26 protein-coding genes are annotated in these 22,500 nt (G+C 59.9%); 16 read left to right on the top strand and 10 right to left on the bottom strand.

Going from position 1 to position 22,500, the window contains the following annotated elements:
* The 3 genes from IMCC20628_RS09845 (at position 1) to IMCC20628_RS09835 (ending at position 3,612) form a co-directional block, all read left to right on the top strand.
* Entirely contained in the window at positions 1-783 is a 783-nt protein-coding gene (locus IMCC20628_RS09845) for a TatD family hydrolase (RefSeq protein ID WP_047030071.1), read from the top strand.
* The gene (locus IMCC20628_RS09840; protein WP_047030070.1) at positions 780-1,604 is read left to right on the top strand and encodes an MBL fold metallo-hydrolase; all 825 of its coding nucleotides are present in this window, start codon (positions 780-782) and stop codon (positions 1,602-1,604) included. The genes IMCC20628_RS09845 and IMCC20628_RS09840 overlap by 4 nt, the downstream gene beginning before the upstream one ends.
* A 193-nt stretch (positions 1,605-1,797) precedes the next feature.
* Positions 1,798-3,612, top strand: a complete 1,815-nt coding sequence (locus IMCC20628_RS09835; RefSeq protein ID WP_047030069.1) for an EAL domain-containing protein — start codon at positions 1,798-1,800, stop codon at positions 3,610-3,612.
* 153 nt (positions 3,613-3,765) lie between these two features.
* Here IMCC20628_RS09835 and IMCC20628_RS09830 read toward each other — a convergent pair whose 3' ends face one another.
* The gene (locus IMCC20628_RS09830) at positions 3,766-4,854 is read right to left on the bottom strand and encodes a CaiB/BaiF CoA-transferase family protein (protein WP_047030068.1); all 1,089 of its coding nucleotides are present in this window, start codon (positions 4,852-4,854) and stop codon (positions 3,766-3,768) included.
* A gap of 380 nt (positions 4,855-5,234) precedes the next feature.
* On the opposite strand from IMCC20628_RS09830, the gene IMCC20628_RS09825 reads away from it, so the two are divergent.
* Positions 5,235-6,719 carry a carboxypeptidase M32 gene (locus tag IMCC20628_RS09825; RefSeq protein ID WP_047030067.1) on the top strand — a complete coding sequence of 495 codons (1,485 nt, stop codon included), beginning with the start codon at positions 5,235-5,237 and terminating at the stop codon, positions 6,717-6,719.
* A gap of 29 nt (positions 6,720-6,748) precedes the next feature.
* Here IMCC20628_RS09825 and IMCC20628_RS09820 read toward each other — a convergent pair whose 3' ends face one another.
* Together IMCC20628_RS09820 and IMCC20628_RS09815 are read right to left on the bottom strand one after the other, a co-directional pair.
* The gene (locus IMCC20628_RS09820; protein ID WP_047032436.1) at positions 6,749-7,663 is read right to left on the bottom strand and encodes a DMT family transporter; all 915 of its coding nucleotides are present in this window, start codon (positions 7,661-7,663) and stop codon (positions 6,749-6,751) included.
* A 116-nt stretch (positions 7,664-7,779) separates the two neighbouring features.
* Positions 7,780-8,229: a MarR family winged helix-turn-helix transcriptional regulator gene (locus tag IMCC20628_RS09815; RefSeq protein WP_047030066.1), complete on the bottom strand. Its 450-nt coding sequence runs from the start codon at positions 8,227-8,229 to the stop codon at positions 7,780-7,782.
* Between the two features lie 203 nt (positions 8,230-8,432).
* On the opposite strand from IMCC20628_RS09815, the gene IMCC20628_RS09810 reads away from it, so the two are divergent.
* The 9 genes from IMCC20628_RS09810 to tmpT all read left to right on the top strand — a co-directional run bounded on the left by IMCC20628_RS09810 (position 8,433) and on the right by tmpT (position 12,737).
* Positions 8,433-8,795 carry a metalloregulator ArsR/SmtB family transcription factor gene (locus IMCC20628_RS09810; RefSeq protein ID WP_245307912.1) on the top strand — a complete coding sequence of 121 codons (363 nt, stop codon included), beginning with the start codon at positions 8,433-8,435 and terminating at the stop codon, positions 8,793-8,795.
* Positions 8,796-8,797: 2 nt separating this feature from the next.
* Positions 8,798-9,265, top strand: coding sequence for an SRPBCC family protein (locus IMCC20628_RS09805; protein ID WP_047030064.1), 468 nt, complete (start codon positions 8,798-8,800; stop codon positions 9,263-9,265).
* Between the two features lie 4 nt (positions 9,266-9,269).
* Positions 9,270-9,476: an NAD(P)-binding domain-containing protein gene (locus IMCC20628_RS25615; protein WP_245307911.1), complete on the top strand. Its 207-nt coding sequence runs from the start codon at positions 9,270-9,272 to the stop codon at positions 9,474-9,476.
* Entirely contained in the window at positions 9,379-9,897 is a 519-nt protein-coding gene (locus tag IMCC20628_RS09800) for a hypothetical protein (RefSeq protein WP_245307910.1), read from the top strand. Before IMCC20628_RS25615 ends, IMCC20628_RS09800 begins: the two co-directional genes overlap by 98 nt.
* Positions 9,898-9,978: 81 nt before the next feature.
* The gene (locus IMCC20628_RS09795; RefSeq protein WP_047030063.1) at positions 9,979-10,392 is read left to right on the top strand and encodes a GFA family protein; all 414 of its coding nucleotides are present in this window, start codon (positions 9,979-9,981) and stop codon (positions 10,390-10,392) included.
* A 107-nt stretch (positions 10,393-10,499) separates the two neighbouring features.
* Positions 10,500-10,937, top strand: a complete 438-nt coding sequence (locus IMCC20628_RS09790; protein ID WP_047032435.1) for a YqaA family protein — start codon at positions 10,500-10,502, stop codon at positions 10,935-10,937.
* A 75-nt stretch (positions 10,938-11,012) separates the two neighbouring features.
* A complete protein-coding gene (locus IMCC20628_RS09785) occupies positions 11,013-11,381 on the top strand; it encodes a CidA/LrgA family protein (RefSeq protein ID WP_047032434.1) in 369 nt (122 codons plus the stop codon).
* A complete protein-coding gene (locus IMCC20628_RS09780; RefSeq protein ID WP_047030062.1) occupies positions 11,374-12,090 on the top strand; it encodes an LrgB family protein in 717 nt (238 codons plus the stop codon). The genes IMCC20628_RS09785 and IMCC20628_RS09780 overlap by 8 nt, the downstream gene beginning before the upstream one ends.
* An 11-nt stretch (positions 12,091-12,101) precedes the next feature.
* Positions 12,102-12,737 carry a thiopurine S-methyltransferase gene (gene tmpT / locus IMCC20628_RS09775; RefSeq protein WP_047030061.1) on the top strand — a complete coding sequence of 212 codons (636 nt, stop codon included), beginning with the start codon at positions 12,102-12,104 and terminating at the stop codon, positions 12,735-12,737.
* A gap of 146 nt (positions 12,738-12,883) precedes the next feature.
* Here tmpT and IMCC20628_RS09770 read toward each other — a convergent pair whose 3' ends face one another.
* The 5 genes from IMCC20628_RS09770 to cysG are packed head-to-tail and all read right to left on the bottom strand — an operon-like array spanning position 12,884 to position 17,205.
* Positions 12,884-13,219: a 2Fe-2S iron-sulfur cluster-binding protein gene (locus IMCC20628_RS09770; protein WP_047030060.1), complete on the bottom strand. Its 336-nt coding sequence runs from the start codon at positions 13,217-13,219 to the stop codon at positions 12,884-12,886.
* Between the two features lie 14 nt (positions 13,220-13,233).
* A complete protein-coding gene (locus IMCC20628_RS09765) occupies positions 13,234-13,725 on the bottom strand; it encodes a DUF934 domain-containing protein (protein WP_047030059.1) in 492 nt (163 codons plus the stop codon).
* 19 nt (positions 13,726-13,744) lie between these two features.
* On the bottom strand, positions 13,745-15,415 hold the full coding sequence (locus IMCC20628_RS09760; protein WP_047030058.1) for a nitrite/sulfite reductase: 1,671 nt from the start codon (positions 15,413-15,415) through the stop codon (positions 13,745-13,747).
* 10 nt (positions 15,416-15,425) lie between these two features.
* A complete protein-coding gene (locus IMCC20628_RS09755; protein WP_156174663.1) occupies positions 15,426-15,734 on the bottom strand; it encodes a DUF2849 domain-containing protein in 309 nt (102 codons plus the stop codon).
* Between the two features lie 25 nt (positions 15,735-15,759).
* Positions 15,760-17,205, bottom strand: coding sequence for a siroheme synthase CysG (gene cysG, locus IMCC20628_RS09750; RefSeq protein WP_047030056.1), 1,446 nt, complete (start codon positions 17,203-17,205; stop codon positions 15,760-15,762).
* A 178-nt stretch (positions 17,206-17,383) separates the two neighbouring features.
* Here cysG and IMCC20628_RS09745 point away from each other — a divergent pair, with 178 nt between their 5' ends.
* The 3 genes from IMCC20628_RS09745 to amyA all read left to right on the top strand — a co-directional run bounded on the left by IMCC20628_RS09745 (position 17,384) and on the right by amyA (position 20,515).
* Entirely contained in the window at positions 17,384-17,986 is a 603-nt protein-coding gene (locus IMCC20628_RS09745; RefSeq protein WP_047030055.1) for a nucleoside deaminase, read from the top strand.
* Between the two features lie 87 nt (positions 17,987-18,073).
* Entirely contained in the window at positions 18,074-18,892 is an 819-nt protein-coding gene (gene mazG / locus IMCC20628_RS09740) for a nucleoside triphosphate pyrophosphohydrolase (RefSeq protein WP_047030054.1), read from the top strand.
* Positions 18,893-19,027: 135 nt separating this feature from the next.
* Entirely contained in the window at positions 19,028-20,515 is a 1,488-nt protein-coding gene (gene amyA, locus IMCC20628_RS09735) for an alpha-amylase (protein WP_047032433.1), read from the top strand.
* Between the two features lie 39 nt (positions 20,516-20,554).
* Here the strand turns inward: amyA and IMCC20628_RS09730 are convergent, their stop codons facing one another.
* On the bottom strand, positions 20,555-21,223 hold the full coding sequence (locus tag IMCC20628_RS09730) for an NnrU family protein (protein ID WP_047030053.1): 669 nt from the start codon (positions 21,221-21,223) through the stop codon (positions 20,555-20,557).
* Entirely contained in the window at positions 21,220-22,446 is a 1,227-nt protein-coding gene (locus tag IMCC20628_RS09725; protein ID WP_047030052.1) for an NnrS family protein, read from the bottom strand. Before IMCC20628_RS09725 ends, IMCC20628_RS09730 begins: the two co-directional genes overlap by 4 nt.
* Between the last annotated feature and the right edge of the window lie 54 nt (positions 22,447-22,500).

Genomic DNA, 22,500 nt, shown 5'->3' with positions numbered 1-22,500 from the left:
ATGTTGATCGACAGCCATTGCCATCTCGATTTTGCCGATTTCGATGCCGAACGCGACCAACTGGTTGATCGCGCACACACCGCGGGCGTCAAGCAGATGGTGACAATCTCGACCCGGGTCAGGAAACTCGACACACTTCTGGCGCTGACCGAACGCTATCCGAGCGTTTTCTGCTCTGTCGGCACCCATCCCAACAATGCCGATGAAGAGCTCGATGTGACGGCAGATGATCTGGTGCGTCTGGCCGAAGCCAATGCAAAAGTGGTGGCGATCGGCGAATGTGGTCTGGACTATTTCTATGACACACAGAAGCCCGAGGACCAGAAGACCGGTTTCAGGCGTCACATTGAAGCGGCACGGCGCACGCAACTGCCGCTGGTGATCCACAGCCGCAGCGCCGACGAAGACATGGCCGCCATCCTGACCGAAGAAACAGGGAAGGGGGCCTTCCCTTTCATTCTGCATTGCTTTTCGGCAGGGCAAGCGCTGGCAGATACCGGGGTGGCGCTTGGTGGATACGTTTCCTTCTCGGGCATCCTGACGTTTCCGAAATCTACCGAGCTGCGCGACATCGCCAAAACCGTGCCGATGGACCGTCTGCTGGTTGAAACCGATGCGCCATACCTTGCGCCCAAACGCTGGCGCGGCAAGCGCAACGAGCCATCCTACGTGGTCAACACGGCGGAAGTTCTGGCCGAAGTCAAAGGCGTCTCCTACGAGGAGATGGCCAAGATTACGACCGAGAACGCTTTTCGCTGCTTTTCGAAGATGCCATCGCTGTGACCGGTCTGGTTCGTTTGCAATTCACCATTTTGGGCTGCGCTTCGTCACCGGGGGTGCCGCGGGTCAATGGCGACTGGGGCAATTGCGATCCGGACAACCCGAAAAACCGCCGCAGTCGCGCAGCGCTTCTGATCCGGCAGATTGGAGCCGATGGTGGTGAAACCACCATTGTGGTCGACACCGGACCGGATTTTCGCACCCAGATGCTCGCAAGCCGGGTGCGCAACATCGATGCGGTGCTCTACACGCATTCCCACGCTGATCATGTGCATGGAATTGACGATCTGCGCAGCTTTGCGCTGTCGCAGCGCACGCGGATTCCGATCCATGCCGACCCCGAGACCATGGCCCGCATCCGTGCCGGGTTCGGCTATGTTCTGGAAACACCGCCGGGCAGCGAATACCCGCCGATCACCAGGCCGACCCTGATCACCTCGCTGGATGAGCCAATCCGGGTGACCGGAGCAGGCGGTACAATCAAGGTGCAGCCGCTGGATCAGGCGCATGGGTCAATCCGGTCTCTGGGGTTCCGCATTGGCGATCTGGCCTATTGCTGCGATGTCAGCGATTTTCCGCGCCCGACCGTCGAGAAGCTTCAGAATCTCGATGTGCTGATCATCGACTCGTTGCAATACAAACCGCATCCGAGCCATCTGTCGATTGATCAGGCATTGTGGTGGATCGAGAAGCTCAATCCGAAGCGGGCGATCCTGACCCATATGCATGTGCCACTTGATTACGATACCGTGCTCGCAGAAACTCCGGACCGGGTCGAGCCGGCCTATGACGGCCTGACAATCGAATTTGAGCTGAATGATTGAGTGAAACCACCGGTTGCCACGTCATCCGGTCGGTTAAACCGCAGGTGATTACCGGCAAATACGGCAGTCCAGTCAATTGTTACCAGTTATATTTTGGCCCTGATGTTGCGCTTTCCAAGTAATCGGATCCACTTTTTTAAGCAGTTTTCAACGTAGACCGGCTTAAATGCTTCTTTCGCTCAAGGAGGTTTGCATGCTGGTCGGACTGCAAAACACCATTCTCAAAATGGTCGCGCAAGGCGACGAACTTGGCATGATGTTGACGCGTCTCTGCCGCGAGGTCGAACTGCTGTTGCCCGGCTGCTATGCCTCGATCCTGACCCTCGATGACAATGGTCTGCTGCATCCCTGCGCCGCACCAAGTCTCCCGGAGCAATATTCGGCCGCGCTCGACAATCTTTCCATCGGCCCCTCGGTAGGCTCCTGCGGAACGGCGGCATTTCTGCAGGATAGTGTCGATGTCACAGACATCGAGAACGATCCGCGCTGGGCATCCTACAAGGACCTGGCTTTGTCCTTCGGGCTGCCAGCCTGTTGTTCCAGTCCGATCTTTGGCAGCAAGGGAACCGTACTTGGCACACTTGCACTGTATTTTCGCGAGCCCAGGGGACCAACTCAGCTGGAGCAGAACATTGTTGTGGGCTGCCTGCCTCTCTGCATGATTGCACTTGAGTGTCACGAGCGATTGCAAGAGCATCGCCGCCTCGCCTTTACCGATGCGATGACAGGCCTGCCAAACCGCGGAAAATTCGGTGAGACTGTGAAGACGTATGGACCGACGGATGATTGGTCGCTGCTCCTTGTCGACGTCGACAATCTCAAGTCCGTCAATGACACATTCGGACATGCCGCCGGTGACGACTTGATCTCGACAGTTGCGTCACGATTGCAAAGCGCAGTCGCCCCCTCGCTGGCCTATCGCCTGGGAGGCGACGAATTTGCGGTTCTTCTCGACAAACACGACCGGACGCAGATCGAGAAGATCGTCAAACAGATCGTTGCCAGGACCGGCCAGCCAGCGGTGTGTGGGGGGCACACAATCCTGCCAACTGCCACAATCGGCATCGCCCGGTCCGATCAAGTCTGTTCTGTTGCCGATATCCATCATCATGCGGATATAGCTCTCTACAATGCCAAGGAAGTGAACCGGGGGAGCTTTGCGTTTTATGATGCAGGGATTGCGTCTGCGATATCGAGGCGGTCGGAAGCTATCAAGAATGTCGCTCTGGCATTGAAAGAAGACCGGATCGAAGCCTGGTATCAACCGATCGTTCGCATCGATACCGGGGAAGTGGTTGGCGTTGAAGCCTTGGCGCGCATGCGCTTGAGTGACGGAACAATCGTCCCGGCGGCACAATTTCACGAGGCCACCAAGGATGCCCAGGTCGCGGCAAACCTGACGCGGAACATGATCAAATGCATCAGTAGCGATGTGGGCAACTGGCTCCGGCTGGGCATCCCCTTTCAACATGTCGGCATCAACCTGTCGGCCGCTGATTTCAGAGGCACTGACCTCCAGGAAATCTTCGAAACCGCGTTCGCACTGGAAAATGTTCCGCTTCATCACGTGATTCTGGAAGTGACAGAGTCGGTTTATCTCGGAGGAAGAGATCACAGAGTTGCAGATGAGATCGGCGAACTTCGCAATGCAGGGTTCAAGGTCGCTCTCGACGATTTTGGCACCGGTTTCGCATCGCTGACCCACCTGATTACTGTTCCTGTCGATATCATCAAGATCGACAAGTCCTTTGTTGACCGTCTGGGTCCTGAGGACGTCGGCACCGGCATTGTCGAAGGTATTCTCCATATCGCCAAGCGGCTGGGCATCCGCGTGATTGCGGAAGGCATCGAAACCCTGGCGCAAGCTGATCTGCTGGTGGAACGGGGGTGCGTACTTGGACAAGGATATCTCTATTCGAAGGCGCTGCCTGTGAATGAGATGACAATCCTGCTGCAAAGGCGCGGGCAAAAGCAGGATAGCGCGTCTAAAGGCAAGCGCCACGCCTGATCATCCGTGCTGCGGCAACACTCATGCCAGAAAACGCACATTCCAGCCGACAAGGGCAGGGGTCAAAGTGCCCCTGTGTACCGGCCTGCCCTCAAACTTATGGCTGAATTGGATCAAATGGCGCCAATTCAACGAGGTGAGCGCTTTCAGGGTTCAGTCCGTTTCCAGCCAATCCCGAACAGTATCGGTGTGTTCACCGCGCGCCGGGATAACGCGTAGACCGGTCTGCTGCCGGGTGGAAAACCGCGGCGCCGGTGCAGCCTGAAGCACGCCATCGACATCTTGCCAGACACCGCGTGCCGCCATGTGTGGCTCAAGGGCGGATTCAAGCGGATTAAGGGTAGGGGCCACGCATGCATCCGAGCCGGCAAACAGAGCTTCCCAATGGGCGCGCGGCTGTTTGGCAAAGATCCCCGCCATCAGTGCCGTTTGTCGTGGCCATGCAGCCGCATCAAATTGCGAGGCAAAAACGGGATCATCACCGAGCCCGAGACGCGAGAGAAATTCTGCATAAAATTTCGGCTCAAAACATTGTACAGAGATATAGCCAGCATCCGCACAGACATAGCAGCGGCTCCAATGCGGACCATCCAGCATGCTCTGGCCGCGCGTCATCGACAGACCGCCAGTTTGCGCCAGCGCCATCAACAGGTTCATCATATGCGCTGATCCATCGACAATGGCCGCATCAACCACCGTGCCGCCACGCCCGGCACGTGCTGCCATCACGCCAGCCAGAATACCTGCCACCAGGTACAGCGCACCACCACCAATATCGCCGACCAGCGTTGGCGGCGTAAATGGCGTTTCGCCCGGATTGCTGGCGTACCAGGCAGCACCGGAGACCGAGGCATAATTGAGATCATGACCGGCAGTCTGCGCGCGCGGTCCGCTCTGGCCCCAACCGGTCATGCGGCCATAAACAAGGTCGGGGTTGATCGCGGACAGATCGTCCGGTCCCAGGCCAAGCCGTTCCATGACACCGGGCCGAAATCCTTCGACCAGCGCCTCTGACCGACGCACAAGCGCCTTAAGCGTCGCCACATCGTCCGCCGATTTCAAATCCAGCTCGATCGAACGTTTGCCGCGATCGATCAGCGAGCGTTCCGGCATACCCGGCGCCGGACGGCCGTTCTTGCGATGAACCACGATGACGTCCGCGCCGAGATCGGCCAGCATCATGCAGGCGAACGGCGCCGGGCCAAGGCCTTCGATTTCTATGATCCGCAATCCTTCAAGCATGAAGTCCTCATCTGTCTCGCGCCAAGCTGGTGGCAATCCATCTGGTGTAGTTATTTCCAATGGACTTAATCACATTCTCGTCCCACACACACTTGCCATCGGTCAATCGGTCAGCCAATCTCGCGCATGGTGGTGGAAAACGCATGCATGCCCATGATTTTCTTGTGATTCTCAAGGCTGAGGCGATGTCAGACATATCAACGGTTTCATACCTCGTAGTTCCATAATCCATCTTATGCGATCTTTGTTTTGCTGCAGAGGGGTACGCTCAATCATGCGCCCGCGCGGTTGCTTTCATCCCAGCCGCTGCTTTGCCCTTGCGAGCAATGAGCGGTTGTCCTATCTCGCATCACAGTCCCAATCCTCCGGAGTTCCCCCGCATGTCCTTTGCCAAGCTTGATGAACATTGCCGCGCTCTGAGCGCGCTCGACCATGCGCTGTCCATTCTGGGAACAGATGAAGCAACCAACATGGCGCCAGGCGGTGGCGAGAGCCGCGCTGAAGCGATGGCGACATTGTCTGGCATGTATCATCGTCAGGCCACTGATCCGCAGGTGCGCGACTGGCTGGATGCCGCCGAGGCCGAAGACCTCAGCGCAGAACAGAAAATTGCCATCGGCGAGCTTGAGCGCAGCTACATCAACATGACCTGCCTGCCCTCGGATTTCGTCGAGCGCAAAATGCGGACCAGCATGAAGTCGGAGCAATTGTGGCGCAAGGCACGGCCCGGTGGCGACTGGGACGTTTTCCAGCCGGCGCTTGCGGACGTCGTCGCGATGATGCGCGAGGAAGCCGCGATGCGCGCCGAGGTGCTTGGCCTTGAGCCCTATGATGCGCTGATGGAGCAATTTGACCCCGGCAACCGGACTGCCGCCATCAACCCGGTATTCTCTGAACTCAAGACGTTCCTGGTGGACTTCGTGCCCGAGGCTCTCTCGGTTCAGGAAGAAAAGCTCGCCAAGCGGCCGCTCAAGGCGCTGTCGGGTGATTATCCGGTGGAGCGGCAGAAGGCGCTCGGGCTTGCAATGATGCAGGCCGTCGGGTTCGACATGAACCACGGCAGCCTGTCGGTATCGGATCATCCGTTCTGCGGCGGGGTGCCGAGCGACGTGCGAATGACGACACGCTATCGCACCGACGAGTTCCTGTCGGCGCTGATGGGCATTCTGCACGAAACAGGCCACGGGCTATATGAGCAGAACCTGCCAAAGCAATGGAGCCATTGGCCGTCGGGCAAGGCGCGCGGCATGTCGATCCATGAAAGCCAGAGCCTGTTTGTCGAAAAGCAGATCGGCCGCAATCCTGCCTTCTGGCGTTTCGCGCTGCCGCTGGTCGACGCGCATCTGAAGGAATCCTGGACCATGGAGGATATCCTGCCTCATGTACACCAGGTCAACCGCGGCAAGATCCGGGTCGACGCCGACGAAGTCACCTACCCGCTGCATGTGATCCTGCGCTATGAACTCGAGCAGGATCTGCTGTCGGGCCGGCTTGAGGTCAAGGATCTTCCGGAGGCCTGGGACGCCAGGATGCAGGCCTCGCTCGGCATCGCCACACTCGACGACCCGAAAAACGGCCCGATGCAGGACGTGCACTGGCCGTCGGGCTCGTTCGGCTATTTCCCGTCCTATACGCTGGGCGCGCTGATGGCTGCGCAGCAATGGGCGGCGATCCTGAAGACCAATCCGGACGTCGATAAGCAGATTGCGGTCGGTGATTTCGATCAGGTCAATGCCTGGCGGCGTGACAATATCTGGTCAAAGGCGTCAACCGCCTCGACGCCGGAGATCCTGCGCAACGCCACCGGCGAAGCGCTCAATCCGGCCCATTTCATCGCCCACCTGAAAGCGCGCTACGGAAAATAGCCGCCGCAGGGCTCCTGCGAGCCCTGCCCTTACAGCATGGCTTCGCCCGGAGCGGCGGCGGAGACCCTTGCTTTTGCGGCTTCCTGGCGGCGGCGCGTGCGTTCGCGCATGATGGTGTAGATCCCTGTGGCGATGATGATGCAGGCGCCGACGAGGGTGTAGAAATCCGGGAATTCGGCAAACACCAGAATGCCGATGATGGTGGAAAATACCAGCCGCACATAGCGGAACGGCGTCACCACACCGATCTCGCCAATGCGGGTGGCCTCGGTCAGCGCCCAATAGGCGCCCACGCCAACCACCAGCGCGCCGGTGAGATAGCTGCCTTCACGCAGTGTCGGCATTTCGGCGCCGCCAGTGATGGCCAGCAGTACGGCGCCCGACACGCCAACGGCAAAGAAACCCCAGGCAGCAAGTTGCAGCGAGGATATGGCTTTAGGAACCTTGCGGCTGGCCAGATCACGCGTCGCCAGGCCGATAACGCCCGCCACGGCCCACAGCACTTCCGGTTCAAATCCTTCAAGCCCCGGACGAATGACCAGCAATACGCCACCAAAGCCGACCAGAATGGCGGTCCAGCGGCGCCAGCCTACAGCCTCGCCCAGGATCAATGCCGCACCCATGGTGACCAGCAGCGGCGTCGCCTGCAAAATCGTGGTCAGCGTCGCCAGCGGAATCAGCGTCAATGCGGTGACAAAACACAGGCCGCCAAGCATTTCACTGAGATTTCGCAGCAGCACCGCCGGGTGGAAAAAGCCTTTTGAAAACACGCTGGTGCCAGCGAGACGGGCATAGATGGCAAAGACCAGTGCGCCGAGAAATCCGAGAACCACCAATATCTGCCCCACCGGCAAGCCCGATGCGGCCAGCTTGATGAACATGTCCTCGGCGGCGAATCCCACCATTCCGAGAACCATCAGCAAAATGCCGCGCATATTATCCATGATGATTGGTCCCGGTTGGCAAAAAAAGGAGGAAACACGCGCCGAAAACAGGCACATCGCGTGCCTACTCCGATTAAACCCGTTGGGAAACCCTTTGATGACGCAAGAGCAGGCGATTACAGCGGCGAAATGGCATCCCGCCCCCGCATTCCTGTGACCACACGCCCCAGCATGCTCAAGAACAACTCCCGTTCAGCCAGCGGCAGCCCCTCAAGCACACGATCGTTGACCTGCACCGCTGCGGCAGTGGCAGACGCCTCAAGCGCACGCGCCGCGTCGGTCAGGCAGACAAGCTGCGAGCGCCCGTCATCGGGATGCGGCTTTCGCTCGATCAGGTGATCCCTCTGCATACGTGCCAGCGTGTTGGCCATCGTTGCCTGTTCAACGCCAAGCCGCTCGGTCAGGTTACGCTGGGTCTGTCCATCCTCGCTCCACAATTCGCTCAGGACAAGAAACTGCGCCGGCGACAGGCCGTAGGGAGCAATTCGTGTTTGCAACTCGGCTGTGTAGAGGCGCGCCAATTCATTGGCCAGAACGCCGGCCGAGCGGGATTTATTGAATGTCATTTCTCCTTATAACAGTAAATAGCACGCTATGCTATACTGCATAGCGTGCTATTTATACCATTAAATGAACGATGCCCTACCCTTCCATTCGTATGAAATTATTGTGAATTTTGGGACGGCGTCAGGCTGTATGCCAAGGTCTTCCTGTGTGGATTCAGGCCTCTGGTAAAAGGCTTCTGCCTCGGTGGACTCCTCAACTTGACATGCAGGTATTTACCTGCATATTATCCGCTATGACAACAAAACCGACGAACGACACGGACAAGGTATTCAAGGCGCTGGGTGATCCGACCCGCAGATTGCTGCTCGACCTTCTTTGCGAGAAGAACGGGCAGACGCTGAGCGAGCTGTGTGAGGGCCTCGACATGGCCCGGCAATCCGCGACGCAGCATCTGGGGATGCTGGAGGACGCCAACCTGGTGAGCACGGTCAAGCGCGGCCGGGAGAAGCTGCATTTCATCAACCCGGTGCCGCTGCATGAAGTCTACGAGCGCTGGGTGCGCAAATTCGAACAGCAGCGGCTGAGCCTGCTGCACGATCTCAAACAGGAACTTGAAGGAGAGTGACCATGAGTAAAGAGAAAACCAGCTTTGTCTATGTGACCTACATCCGTTCGACGCCTGAAAAGGTGTTCGAGGCCATCACCCGACCCGAAATCGCAAGCCGCTACTGGGGCCACGAGAATGTGTCGGACTGGAAGCCCGGATCGAGATGGGAACATGTCCGAGCCAATGATGAGCGCACGGTCGAACTCGTCGGCGAAGTCATCGAAACTTCTCCACCGTCACGCCTCGTCATCAGCTGGGCCAATGCTTCGCAGGCCTCCGAACCGCGGGCTCACAGCCGGGTGACCTTCGAGATCGTCGAATATGAGACTATGGTCCGTCTGACCGTCAGTCATGACGAGCTTGAAGCCGGAAGCGGCATGGCCAACGGTATCTCCAAGGGCTGGCCGGTGGTGCTGTCGAGCCTCAAATCATACCTGGAGACCGGCACGCCGATCGACGTCTTTGCTAAGCCGAAAATCGAGGGCTGAGGCCGTGAAGATCGGGATCATCGGCATCGGCGAGATCGGCGGCACCCTGGTCACAAAATGGAGCAGCAACGGACACAGCGTCCGGGTCGCCAATTCGCGTGGCCCAGGATGTGGTGATCATCGACACCGCCAATTATTACCTCGATATACGCGATCCCCGCATCGGGGACATCGATGCCGGTATACCGGAAAGTGTTTGGGTCTCAGGTGAACTCGGGCGTCCGATCTTCAAGGCGTTCAACAGCATCATGTTTCACGCCCTTGCCGAACTGGGAAGACCCCAAGGTGCCCCGAACCGGCTGGCTCTCCCCGTTGCTTGCGATGACGCCCGGGGCAAGCAGATCGTCATGGATCTGGTCAATGAGACCGGGCTTGATCCTGTTGATGGCGGCAGGCTGGAAGCTTCCTGGCGTCAACAACCGTCAACACCTGCCTATTGCAGCGACTATGACACGGCAAAGACGCGCCAGGGGCTTCAGACTGCCATCAATGGCAGGGCCGAGACCATCCTCGACACGCTTTGGCGGGAAAATTACATGGCGCTGTTTGCCGACAAGCCTGCCTATGCCGGCGTGCATGCCCGAGTGATTGCCCTGAACCGTCGCTCAATCCGCTCTGAGCCTCGGATGTGACTGCGCGCCCCCTGTCCGGCCTTGGCATCGCGCCACTTTTCCCGGGTTCAGATTTTCAACACCGACCAGAGGAGACTGATCATGAACAAGACCTATAGCGGCGGATGCGCTTGCGGCGCGATCCGTTATCAGACCAGCAGTGAGCCGATCTTTCAGAACCACTGCCAATGCCGCGATTGCCAGAAGCGAAGCGGCACCGGGCATGGCTCCTACCTCACCTTTCCCAGCCGCGCCGATGTGACGGTGAAGGGTGAGGCCAGCACCTGGCGAGTCTCGGGTGACAGCGGCAACGAGAAGGTCCATGCCTTCTGCCCGACCTGCGGGACACCGGCCTATCTGACCTTTGTCGCCATGCCGGAGCTGTTTACGGTTCCAGCCACCAGCCTTGATGACCCCGGCCAGTTCCACCCGCAGGCGCTTACCTACGCCGTTCGCGGCCATGCATGGGACACCATTGATCCAGCCTTGACAGCTTTCGAGCGTATGCGCGGATAGAACCCGGCGGGATCACATGAGGGCAATCGGGTTCCCTTCATAGGCACGGAGCTGTAGGCAGGACCGGCGCGGCATTGCCGCGCCCGTCAGACAAAGGCCCGCCCGACATGATCGACCTTCTCGCTTATGCCAGCCTGTTTCTTGCTGCCTTTCTGGCAGCCACGCTGGTTCCTGCGCAATCCGAGAGCGTCCTGACCGGTCTGATCCTGGCCGGCGGCCAGCCGGTGGTGGCGCTGATTGCCGTGGCAAGCCTCGGCAATATCCTGGGATCTGTCCTCAACTGGCTGATCGGCCGCGGCGTCGAGCGGTTTCGCGACCGGAAATGGTTCCCGGCCGGAGAGGCGCAACTGGCCCGCGCGCAACAGCAGTACCAGCGCTTCGGCTACTGGTCGCTGCTGCTTGCCTGGGTTCCGATCATCGGCGATCCGCTCACACTGGTGGCAGGCATCATGCGTGAGCCATTATGGCGGTTTTTGCTGCTGGTCTCGATCGGCAAGATCGGGCGCTACGCCGTGCTTGCAGCCGGCATCGGGGCACTGTCATAAAGAGGCTGGGGTGAGACCCGGGAATCTGACACTATCTCACCTGCCCGACGTCTCTTGTTTGACAGGTTGCCGCTCATGCTTACAGCCCTCACCCTCATTCTCAGCTGCCAGTTGGCCGGCGAACTGATCACCCGGTTCTTGGGGTTGCCGGTTCCCGGCCCGGTCGCCGGCATGGTGATCCTGTTCGCCCTGCTCGCCATCAAGGGCGGGGTGCCCGAAGAGATCGGCGCCGTCGCCGACAGCTTGCTGAAAAATCTCGCACTTTTGTTCGTGCCGGCCGGTGTCGGGGTGATGGCCCATTTTGGTCTGCTCGGGCAGGATTGGCTGCCGATCTCGGTGGCACTGGTCGGCTCGACGCTGGCCACCATCGCCGTGACCGGACTGGTGATGAGCCGGCTTGCCCGCGCCAGTGCGGCTGAGGACGGAGACACGCCCAATGGCTGACATCTCGGAAGTCTGGGTCTATCTCAGCGCCAGTCCGCTGCTGTTCCTGACGTTGACGCTTGCTGCGTTCCAGGCTGGCACGTGGCTCTACGACCGTTCCGGCCACAAGCCCTTCCTCAATCCGGTGCTGACGGCTGTGATCGTCGTTGTCGGCCTGTTGACCCTGAGCGGCACGACTTACGAGACCTATTTTGAGGGTGCGCAATTCGTGCATTTCCTGCTCGGCCCCGCAACCGTGGCGCTGGCGATCCCACTCTTCCGGCAGTTTGACCGGGTGCGGCGTTCGGCGCTGGCGCTGATCACCAGCCTGTTGTGCGGCTCGCTCACAGCCATCGGCACGGCGGTCGGCCTCGGCTGGCTTCTCGGCGCAAGCCGTGAGACGCTGATGTCGCTGGCCCCGAAATCAGTCACCGCACCTGTCGCCATGGGCATCACCGAGCAACTGGGCGGGTTGCCGTCGCTGACGGCTGTGCTGGTGATCCTGACCGGCATCATGGGCGCGGTCCTTGGCCCGCCGCTGCTTACGCTGATCGGCGTGAAGGACTGGCGCGCCCGCGGACTGGCGCTCGGCACCGCCAGCCACGGCATTGGCACGGCGCGCGCACTTCAGGTCAACGAGCTGGCCGGTGCCTTCTCAGGCCTTGCCATGGGATTGAACGCGCTGGCCACAGCCATTCTGCTGCCGATCCTGTGGCGGCTGTTTTTCTGAGAGGACCAAAGATGGAACACAGCTTTTGGCATGACCGCTGGGAAAGCGGCCGCATCGGCTTTCATGAAAGAGAACCCAACCCGCTGCTGGTCACGCATTTTCCGGCTCTGGCGGTGCCGGAAAACGGTCGTATCTTTGTTCCGCTGTGCGGCAAGACTCTCGACATCGCCTGGCTGCTCTCCCAAGGCCACCGGGTTGCCGGCGCGGAACTCAGCGAACTAGCAATTGAGCAATTGTTTGAAGACCTTGGCGTTGAACCGGCCATTTCAGATCTGGGGAAGCTGACACACTACAGCGCGGACAGCATCGACATATTCGTCGGCGATATTTTCGATCTTACCGCGACCGTGCTCGGAGCTGTCGACGCCGTCTTTGACCGGGCGGCTCTTGTCGCCCTGCCCGAACACATGCGCATGGCTTACGCGCCGCACATTGCCGATATCACCGGAAATGCTCCGCAGTTGCTGATCACCTTCGAGTACGACCAATCACAACTGGACGGACCACCGTTTTCCATCCCGAGCGACGAAGTCATCCAGCGCTACGGCGACCGATACGACATTTCAACCTTGGCCACGGATGGTGTGGCCGGCGGGTTCAAGGGCCATGATGTCAGGGAGCGCGTCTGGTTGCTGCGCACATTGTGATCGAAAATTTGGGCTTGAATACGTCTGATTACGCACTGTAAAGCGGCGTTGACCGAGTCTCTCTATCGAGCAGTATCTGAACATCGATGCCTTGATCTGCCTCCACAATCCGCGCAAAGCAATGTCACAGGGCATGCACAATGGCCTCAGGCCGCGGCGCGGTCTCCGGTTTCCGTGCCCGGTGCCAGGGTCACTTCGAGGCCGTCCAGCTCCTCGGACATCAACAACTGGCAAGACAGCCGCGAGTTGTCGCGCACGTCAAAAGCCTGGTCGAGCATGTCTTCCTCTTCAGCCTCGATCGGGTAGAGCCTGTCGGTCCAGTCGTCTGAGACATGGACATGGCAGGTGGCGCAGGCGCAGGCGCCACCGCATTCGGCCTTGATGTCGAGACCCCAGTCTCGAATGATCTCCATCACCCGGAACCCTTCCAGTGCTTCAAGCGTGTGGCGGGTTCCAGTTTGATCGGTGACATGAATATGCATGGTGGGCTCCCCGTTCAGCCGTTCAATGTGGCCGTACGGCGCCAGCTGTAGCTTTGTCCGGCGACGGTCTGGTCCGCTGACGGCTGATAATGCAGATCAATGCCCGGCAACCGCTTCTCGATCAGTCGGGCAATCGTTGGTGCATGGGTGACCTCGAAACTGTCAAAACCGGTTCGCAGCATCAACGGAACCTGATCCAGCAACACAGTGCCGGCTGCGCGCAATTCGCCATTGTATCCAAGTCGTTCCCTCAGCAGCATGGCCTGCGAAAAAGCCCGGCCATCAGCGAACGCCGGAAAGGTCAGCGCGATGATCGCCAACCGGTCAAGCACCGGCGCCAGTTCACGCACGTCTTCGGCAGGCTGCAGCACTACACCGAACGGTGCATTGTCCTGGGCATGCTCCAGCGCTTCGGTCAGCGATAGAAACTTTGGCGCCTCCTCATTGTCCGATGCAAGCCAGGGATCATTTTCAACAATCCCGTTCTGTGTCCAAATGACAGTCATCTCAGTCTCCGGGTCTGTCTCAAGCCGCCTCGGCTTCGCCGCCATACAGCGCTGTTTTGAAGGGAGCAGCGCCAATGCGGCGGTAGCAATCGATGAACGGCTCATCTGCACCGGATCGATGGGCGAGATAGGTTTCGACGATGGTCTCTATGGCGTCGGTAATCTGGTCAGGACCGAAACCGCGGCCGGTAATCTGACCGATCGAGGCATTCTCGTCGGCGGACCCGCCAAGCGAGATCTGGTAGAGTTCCTCGCCCTTCTTTTCAACGCCCAGGACTCCGATATGGCCGACATGGTGATGTCCGCAGGCATTGATGCAACCCGAAATCTTGATCTTGAGATCGCCGATGTCAGCCTGCCGGACGGGGTCGGCGAAGCGGTTGGAAATCTCCTGCGCCACCGGAATCGAGCGGGCATTGGCAAGCGCGCAATAGTCCAGTCCCGGGCAGGCGATGATGTCGGTGATCAGGCCGGCATTGGCGGTGGCCAGCCCGTCTGCCAGAAGCGCCCTGTACAAGGGCTCGAGATCGGCGAGCGCTATATGCGGCAGCACCAGATTTTGCTCGTGCGTCACCCGGATTTCGTCATGGCCGAACTCCTCGGCCAGACGCGCCACCGAATCCATCTGCTCGGCTGTCGCATCACCTGGAATGCCGCCAATGGGTTTGAGTGAAATCGTCACCATGGCGTAGTCGGGATGCTGGTGCGGCGCGACATTGCGGCCGATCCAGTCCGCAAATCCGGGATCGGACTTCTTCCATGCGGCCAGTTCGCCCCAGCCTTCGGCGCGGGGAGCAAGCTTCGGCCGCTCGAAATAGGCATTGATCGCAGCAATGTCGGAATCAGGAAGCTTCAGCACGCCATCCTTGAGATGCGCCCACTCGGCGTCGATCTCGGCGGTCAGTTTCTCCACCCCGGTTTCATGCACCAGGATCTTGATCCGCGCCTTGTATTTGTTGTCGCGGCGGCCGTGCAGATTGTAGACCCGCATGATCGCAGTGGTATAAGATAACAGATCAGCTTCCGGCAGGAAGTCCTTGATCTTCTTGGCCAATAGAGGCGTGCGCCCCTGCCCGCCACCGATCCAGACAGCGAAGCCGAGCCGTCCCTGATCGTCCTTTTTAAGCTGCAGGCCGATGTCATGGGTCTGAATTGCCGCCCGATCGCGCTCGGCTGCGGTCACCGCGATCTTGAACTTGCGCGGCAGGAATGAGAACTCCGGATGCACCGATGACCATTGCCTGAGGATCTCTGCATAGGGCCTCGGGTCGGCAACCTCGTCCGCGGCCGCACCGGCAAAATGATCAGCAGTGACATTGCGGATGCAATTGCCCGAGGTCTGGATCGCATGCATCTCGACGCTTGCCAGTTCCTCGAGAATGGCCGGAATGTCGGACAATGAGGGCCAGTTGTACTGAATGTTCTGCCGCGTGGTGAAATGGCCATAGCCGCAGTCATAGGTGCGGGCGATGTGGGCGAGCTTGTGCATCTGCCGCGAATTGAGCGTGCCATAGGGCACGGCGACACGCAGCATATAGGCATGCAGTTGCAGATAGACGCCGTTCATCAGCCGCAAGGGCTTGAACGCATCTTCCGTAATGTCACCGGACATCCGGCGCTCGACCTGATCGCGGAACTGGTCGACACGTGCGGCCACAAAGGCATGGTCAAATTCATCGTAGCGGTACATCACAAAGTCCTTAAGCGGCGACGGAAGCGCGCACGGCGGACGCCGGCGCGTAATCAATGGTCGGTCCGTCTGCACGGATGCGTTCGCGCAGCCTGAACGGACGCGGCCCGCTTGGAGTCTCCTCGATATCGATGACATTGACATCGACCACGCGATTGTCGGCCAGCGCCTGGTCACCGGCTGCCGTGATGGCGACCACGGCTTCCTCGTGGCGGGCGAGGTAGGCGTCTTTCAGCGAAAACACCCATTCGCCATTGGCGCCGAGCCAGACTGAAATGCCATCGGTGAGACGATTTGCGGTGAGAACCTTGGTTTTGATCGGGGCGGTTTTCATGGATGTTTCCTCAGGCGGCTTGGGTTTGGGCGGCGGTGGCACCATGGTGCTGTCCGGCTGCAATCGGTGTGGAATGCTCGAAATTGGCGCCTGCAACGGCATCGCCGATCACCACCATCACCGGTCCGGCAAGTTCGGTGCGGCTTTCAAGTGCGGGCAGATCGGCGAGCGTGCCATGAAACAGGCGACGATCGCCACGCGAGGCGTTTTCGACGATTGCCACGGTCATGTCAGCCGGCAGTCCGGCGTCAATCAGCCGCGCGGCAACACTGGCTGCAACAGTGCGCCCCATATAAACGCAGAGCGTCGCGCCGGAGACGGCCAGTCGGGCCCAATCGGGCAGTGCCGCGCCAGTGAGATCATGGCCGGTGGTAAACACCAGTGACGAGGCCACGCCGCGCAGGGTCAGCGGCAGTTCGAAATCTGCAGCAGCGGCAAATGCCGAAGTGATGCCAGGGACAATCTCGAACGAGATTTCGGCGTCCCGCAATGCTGCCATTTCTTCGCCTGCACGTCCGAAAATCAGCGGGTCGCCGGATTTGAGCCGCACCACACGCTTGCCTTCGCGGCCGAGACGAACCAGCAGATCATTGATCTCGTTCTGGCTTTTGGAATGGCAACCCTTGCGTTTGCCGACGGCAAAGCGCTCGGCATCACGGCGGCCAAGCGCCACAACCGTTTCCGGCACCAGCGCGTCATAGACAATCGCATCGGCTTCCATCATGGCCCGCTGGGCGCGAAGCGTCAGCAGATCCTCGGCGCCAGGGCCTGCGCCGACCAGCCAGATATGGCCCGGCACGGGTTCACGACCGCGCAGCATACGGGTGGCGGCGCGTCGCGCCAGCGACACATCACCATTGTCGACATGGGTGGCGACATCAGCCTCGAAAAACCGCCGCCAGAACACCCGCCGCGCTACGCCACGCGGCAAAAGCCGGTCAACGGCAACACGGTAATCCGATGCAAGCCGCGCCAGCGTTCCGAGCGATGGCGACAGCATCTGGTCGATGCGGGCGCGGATCATCTGCGCCAGAACCGGGCCTGCGCCCTCGGTTCCAATTGCAATCGCCACTGGTGCGCGGTTGACCAGCGCCGGAGTCAGAAAATCGCAATAATCAGGCTGATCGACGGCATTGGCCGGCATCCGACGCTCGCGTGCGGCCATGACGATGGCGCGATCCTGCGCCGCGTCACCGGTGGCGGCAAATACAAGTGTTGAACCATCCATCTGTGCGGCCTCATAGGCCTGCCGGATCGGGGAGATTGCCAGCCGCGACAGGCTGTCGATCAGCTCGGCTTCCGGCGAGTCGGCATAGACGGAAATATCGGCCGAGGTATTGGCAAGCAGCCGCGCCTTGGCTGCAGCTTCCGCGCCATTGCCGAAGATTGCTACCTTGCGGGCGTCGACCCGCATGAAGGCGGGGAATGTCGTCAATTGCGCTGTTTGCGTCGCCATATCCGTCAAACTCCTGAGTTGGAGCCATTTTCAGGATAATGACGAAACAAATGAAGGAACAAACATGTGCCGTTTGGCTGAACTGGATATTCTTTTACCTCGGAAAGCCGGTTATGGAGAATGGGTAACCGCGACGCTTCAGGCTCATGCGGTAAGACGACAAAAACGGACATTTTTTATGGAGATCACCGAAAACGCGGAACTGGTGGGCAGATTGCTCGACGTGATGGAACAAGACATCTTGCCGATGACCGAACAAGGCGTGGCCAGGGGCAACAAGATTTTTGGCGGCGCGCTGATGCGCAAATCCGACCTTTCGCTGGTCATGGCGCAGACCAACAACGAGATGGAAAATCCGCTCTGGCATGGCGAAGTTCATCTTCTGAAATGTTTTTATGAGAGCCCGATTTCAAGGAATGAATCCACCAAGGACATGATTTTCCTGTCGACCCATGAACCCTGCACCATGTGCATGTCGGCCATTGCCTGGGCAGGCTTTGACAATTTCTTCTATTTCTTCAGCCATCAGGATTCGCGTGACAGCTTTTCCATTCCGCATGACCTCAAGATGCTCAAGGAAGTCTTCGGTCTGGAGCCGGGCGGCTACAATCACGACAACGCCTTCTGGCACGGCCGCGGCATCTTCGGCATCATCGCCTCGCTGCCCGATGACCAGGCACAGCCACTGCTCGATCAGGCGCAACGCATCCGCGCCCGCTATGCCGATCTGTCCAACGCCTACCAGTCGAGCAAGGATGACAACGTCATTCCCTTGAACTGAGTGGCGCACCGTGACTGAGTTGTGGACAATATGGGCGCCCGGGGCTGAACAGTCGCGGGCGTCGCACGGCTCGGGTATCATTATCTGATGAAACCATCACGCGACATTTCCGGCCTCATCGAAATCATGGCGGCGCTGCGGCATCCCGATACCGGGTGCCCGTGGGACATCAAGCAGGATTTCTCCACCATCAAGCCCTACACGATCGAGGAGGCCTACGAAGTCGCCGACGCGATCGAGCGCAATGATCCCGAAGACCTGTGCGACGAGCTGGGCGATCTGTTGCTGCAGGTGGTGTTTCACGCCCGCATGGCCGAGGAAGAGAAGCTGTTTTCCTTTGAAGACGTGGTCGAGGCCATCACCCGCAAGATGATCCGCCGGCATCCGCATGTGTTCGAGCGGTCCGAGGCCGACACGCCCGATAAGGTCAAGACGCAATGGGCCGAGATCAAGGCCGAGGAAAAGCGTGAACGGGCGAAACGCCGCGCCGCCCGCGGACTGCCGGAGACAGAGACGCCCGGACAACTGACCACCGTGCCGCGCGCCCTGCCCGCGTTGATGGAAGCGCTCAAACTTCAGCAGGCAGCCTCGCAGGTCGGCTTTGACTGGGGCGCGGCTGGCCCGGTGCTCGACAAGATCGAGGAAGAGATTGCCGAACTGCGCGCCGAGATCGCCAGCGGTGAGACGGAAAAGGCGACACAGGAACTCGGCGATGTGATCTTTGCCGTCGCCAATCTGGCGCGGCACCTGAAGGCCGACCCCGAGAACGCGCTGCGCGCCACCAACACCAAATTCCGCACCCGCTTTGCTTTTGTGGAAAAAGGCCTGGCCAAGCTCGGCAAGACTCCCGACGACGCGACGCTGGCCGAAATGGAAGCGCTGTGGCAGGCGGCGAAAACGGCCTGAACCGCCGTTTGCTGGTTTGGGCCGCTGCATGCCGGGTACCGCGCCCCCGGCTTGATGGGAGTATTTGTTTTCCCAGGCAACCATTTGCCACCTCGTCCGTTGCAGCAGGTCTTTCTCAAGCACTTCGAGGGTTACATGGCCGGCCGCACTCTTCTGCAGTTCTTTCATTGGTACAGTCCCGACGGCGGAGGCCTGTGGAACGAGGTCACCGAAAAGGCCGGCGATCTGGCCGAAATGGGGATCACCGACGTGTGGCTGCCGCCTGCCTACAAGGGTGCCGCCGGCGGCTATTCAGTCGGTTACGACACCTACGACCTGTTTGATCTGGGCGAGTTTGACCAGAAGGGCACGGTGGCGACAAAATATGGCGACCGGAATGCGCTTGAGCGCGCCACCCATGCGCTCACGGATGCCGGGATCGGCGTCATTCACGATGTTGTCTTCAATCACAAGATGGGCGCCGACGAGAAGGAGCGCGTCCGCGTCCGCCGTGTCGATCCTGATGACCGCACAAAAATCGACGACACGGAATTCGACGCTTTGGCCTATACCCGCTTCACCTTTCCAGGGCGCGCCGGAAAATACTCGCAATTTGTCTGGGATGCGCGCTGTTTCAGTGGCGTCGACCATATCGAGGACCCTGACGAGGATGGGATCTTCAAGCTGGTGACCGAATATGGCGACGGCGAATGGAACACCGAGGTCGATCAGGAGAATGGCAATTATGACTACCTGATGGGAACCGACGTCGAATTCCGCAACATGGCTGTCTATGAGGAATTGAAGTTCTGGGGCCGATGGCTGGCCGAGCAGGTGCCCGTCAACGGCTTCCGGCTCGATGCCGCCAAGCATATCCCGGCATGGTTTTTCCGCGACTGGATTGGCCATATGCGCGAAAAAGTCGACCCGAACCTGTTGGTGGTCGCGGAATACTGGCATCCGGACGCCGAGGCGCTGAAAGCCTATCTGGATCTGGTTGACCAGCAATTGATGCTGTTTGACGTCGGCCTGCACCAGCGCTTTCACGATGCGGCACGCGAGGGCGGCGAATTCGACATGCGGACAATTTTCGATGGTTCGCTAGCAGCTGAAGTGCCCGATCATGCGGTCACTCTGGTCGACAATCACGATACCCAGCCGCTGCAATCGCTGGAAGCTGCGGTCGATCCCTGGTTCAAACCCATCGCCTATACGCTCATCCTGCTGCGCGAGCAGGGCCTGCCGTGCGTTTTCTATCCTGATCTTTATGGTGCAAATTACACCGACAAGGGTGGCGACGGCGAAGATCACGAAATCGACATGCCGGCCATCGCATGTCTTCCGGCGCTGGTCACGGCGCGGCAGCGTTTTGCCAATGGTCCGCAAACCGATGTGTTCGACGACCCCGATTGCATCGGCTTTGTCCGCCATGGCACGGACGACCAACCGGGCTGCGTCGTTGTTATGAGCAACGGTCCGGAGAGTTCGAAATCATTCGATCTGGGGCCGGATCAATCGGGCCAGAAATTTCGGGATTTTCTCGGCCACCGCGAGGACGAAGTGACAACCGATGGCGAAGGCCGGGGCGAATTTCCGGTCAATGGCGGCAGCGTCAGCGTCTGGGTACGCAGCGAGCTGTTTTGAGGCGCCCACCCGCGGTGATGTGGCTGAAAGCTGGTGCCGCTACCAGCTCACCGCCTCAAGCCCGATGATCAGCGGGTGCAGGCTGATGAGCGCTGCGAGAAGCGCCAGCGCCGCCAGCAGCCGGACAATCGTGCTGGCATCCGGCACCAGGCTGCGTCCCGCCTTTGCCGCCTGCAGGAGATTGAGCCACGTCTCCGGCCCCATCTCCCGCCTGCGGCGCCGGTCGATCAACCGCATGCCCAAAAGCGCAAATAGGGCGAAGCCGCCAAACAGCAGTGCATGGGCAAGGTCGCCATTGGGCACGTTGTGGCCTGCCGCCCACAAGGTGAGAGCCGCAAGGTACGGATGACGCAGCCAACCGGCGATCCCGGGTGCTGAGGGATTGAACCGTTCATCGCGCCAACCACCGAAGGAGAACGGATTGGGCCGGAACGCAGCCATCGCCACGATCAGGCACACCGCCGCCATCGCAGCCAGGGTCACGTGCTTTTGCCACGGCAGGCGCGGCCACAGCTCGACATAGGGCGCCCGGCCAGCAGCGATGATCAGCCAGACCAGCACCACAACGGACAGGGCCGAATAGAGGAAAGTGAATCCTGTCCTGCCAATCCGAGCGACGATCATCGGCTTGACCGGCTGACGGATCGGCACGGAATGCGACAGCAGAAACACACAAAATGCGGCGATGAGTTCGCCCCAGCCGCTCATTTTGGCGTTTCCGGATTGATACCAACCGAGACCTTGCGCTTTGCGGCTTTTGGTTTGGTCAAAATCGGAAAATAGACAACAGCGAAACCGCCGAACGCAAAAACCCAGGCCCCGGCCGCCAGATGCAACAGCCAGTCCTGACCCGGCATGGCGCCTGCCAGGAAACGGGCGCCCACCGAGAGGATCATCGCCAGATACAGCGCGGTGATCGCCGGTGTGGCGCGCAATGGCCGTCCGGCGTGCCCGAGGCTTGCCCTCGTCATCACCGCCAGGGTCATCAGACCGACGGCGCCGGCCATCCAGACATGCTGCGTCGCAGCCCCGCTGATTGGCAGGAAACCGCTCCCGGCAATCGCAAAAAAGCCCAGAGGCACGAAGCCATAGCCAACATGCAGCACCCAGACCAGAGCCTCGCTTGTCGCTTGCCAGCCCTGCCAGCGGATCAACCTCCATGTCTGCGCCAGCCCGGCGATGAAACACAGGGTCGCTGCCAATCTGTGGTCCGGCGTAATCACCCAGGAGGCGAGCGCCAGAGCCGTCACCAGCACGACGGATGTGTCAGTCTGGCCATAGGGGGCAGGCAATCGTGTCGCATGCTGTGCGGAAAGCCAGTTGCGCGTGAATGACGGCACGATCCGACCCCCAATCAGGGTGATCAGCATGACAGCCGCAGCAAGCCCCAGGCGCAGACCGGCGCCGAAAGCCGGCAGTCCGTCCGCCAGCGCCTGCTGGTGATAGGCCGCATTGGCCAGAGTCCAGAGGGTGAGCAAGGCCAGAACCGGCAGGTTTTTCCAGTTCTTGCCGGTGATGATCTCACGCGCCAAAAATCCCGCCAAAGCAATAGGAAAGGCCAGATCGACAGCCATGGCCACATAGGGTGGCAGAAGTGCCGAGATCGCCACCGCGGCGCGTCCTGCCAGCCACAGCGCCACAAGTCCGGCCAGTGGCCATCCGGTGACCGGCAGGCTGCCGGTCCAGTTGGGCACAGCAGTGAGCAGAAATCCTGCAATTACCGCGCCGAGATAGCCAAACAGCAATTCATGGGCGTGCCAGGCCACAGGATCAAAGGCGGTGCGCAACGGGTCATTGCCCGACAGCATCATCACCCAGAGGACCATCGCCAGGCCTGCCCAGGCAGACCCGAAAAGAAAGAAAGGCCGGAAGCCGAAACTCAGAATTGCCGGACCGCGCCAGTCCCGCATGCGTGCGGCAGTTGTGCTCATCACTCTTCTCCCGAGGCGCTCCCGAACGGATACGAACGAAGCTTTTGCCCAAGC

Origin of the sequence: Hoeflea sp. IMCC20628 (assembly GCF_001011155.1) — a bacterium.
Lineage (GTDB): Bacteria > Pseudomonadota > Alphaproteobacteria > Rhizobiales > Rhizobiaceae > Hoeflea.
Note: the sequence above shows the minus strand (reverse complement) of the source record. Positions and strands in the feature narration are given on the sequence as shown.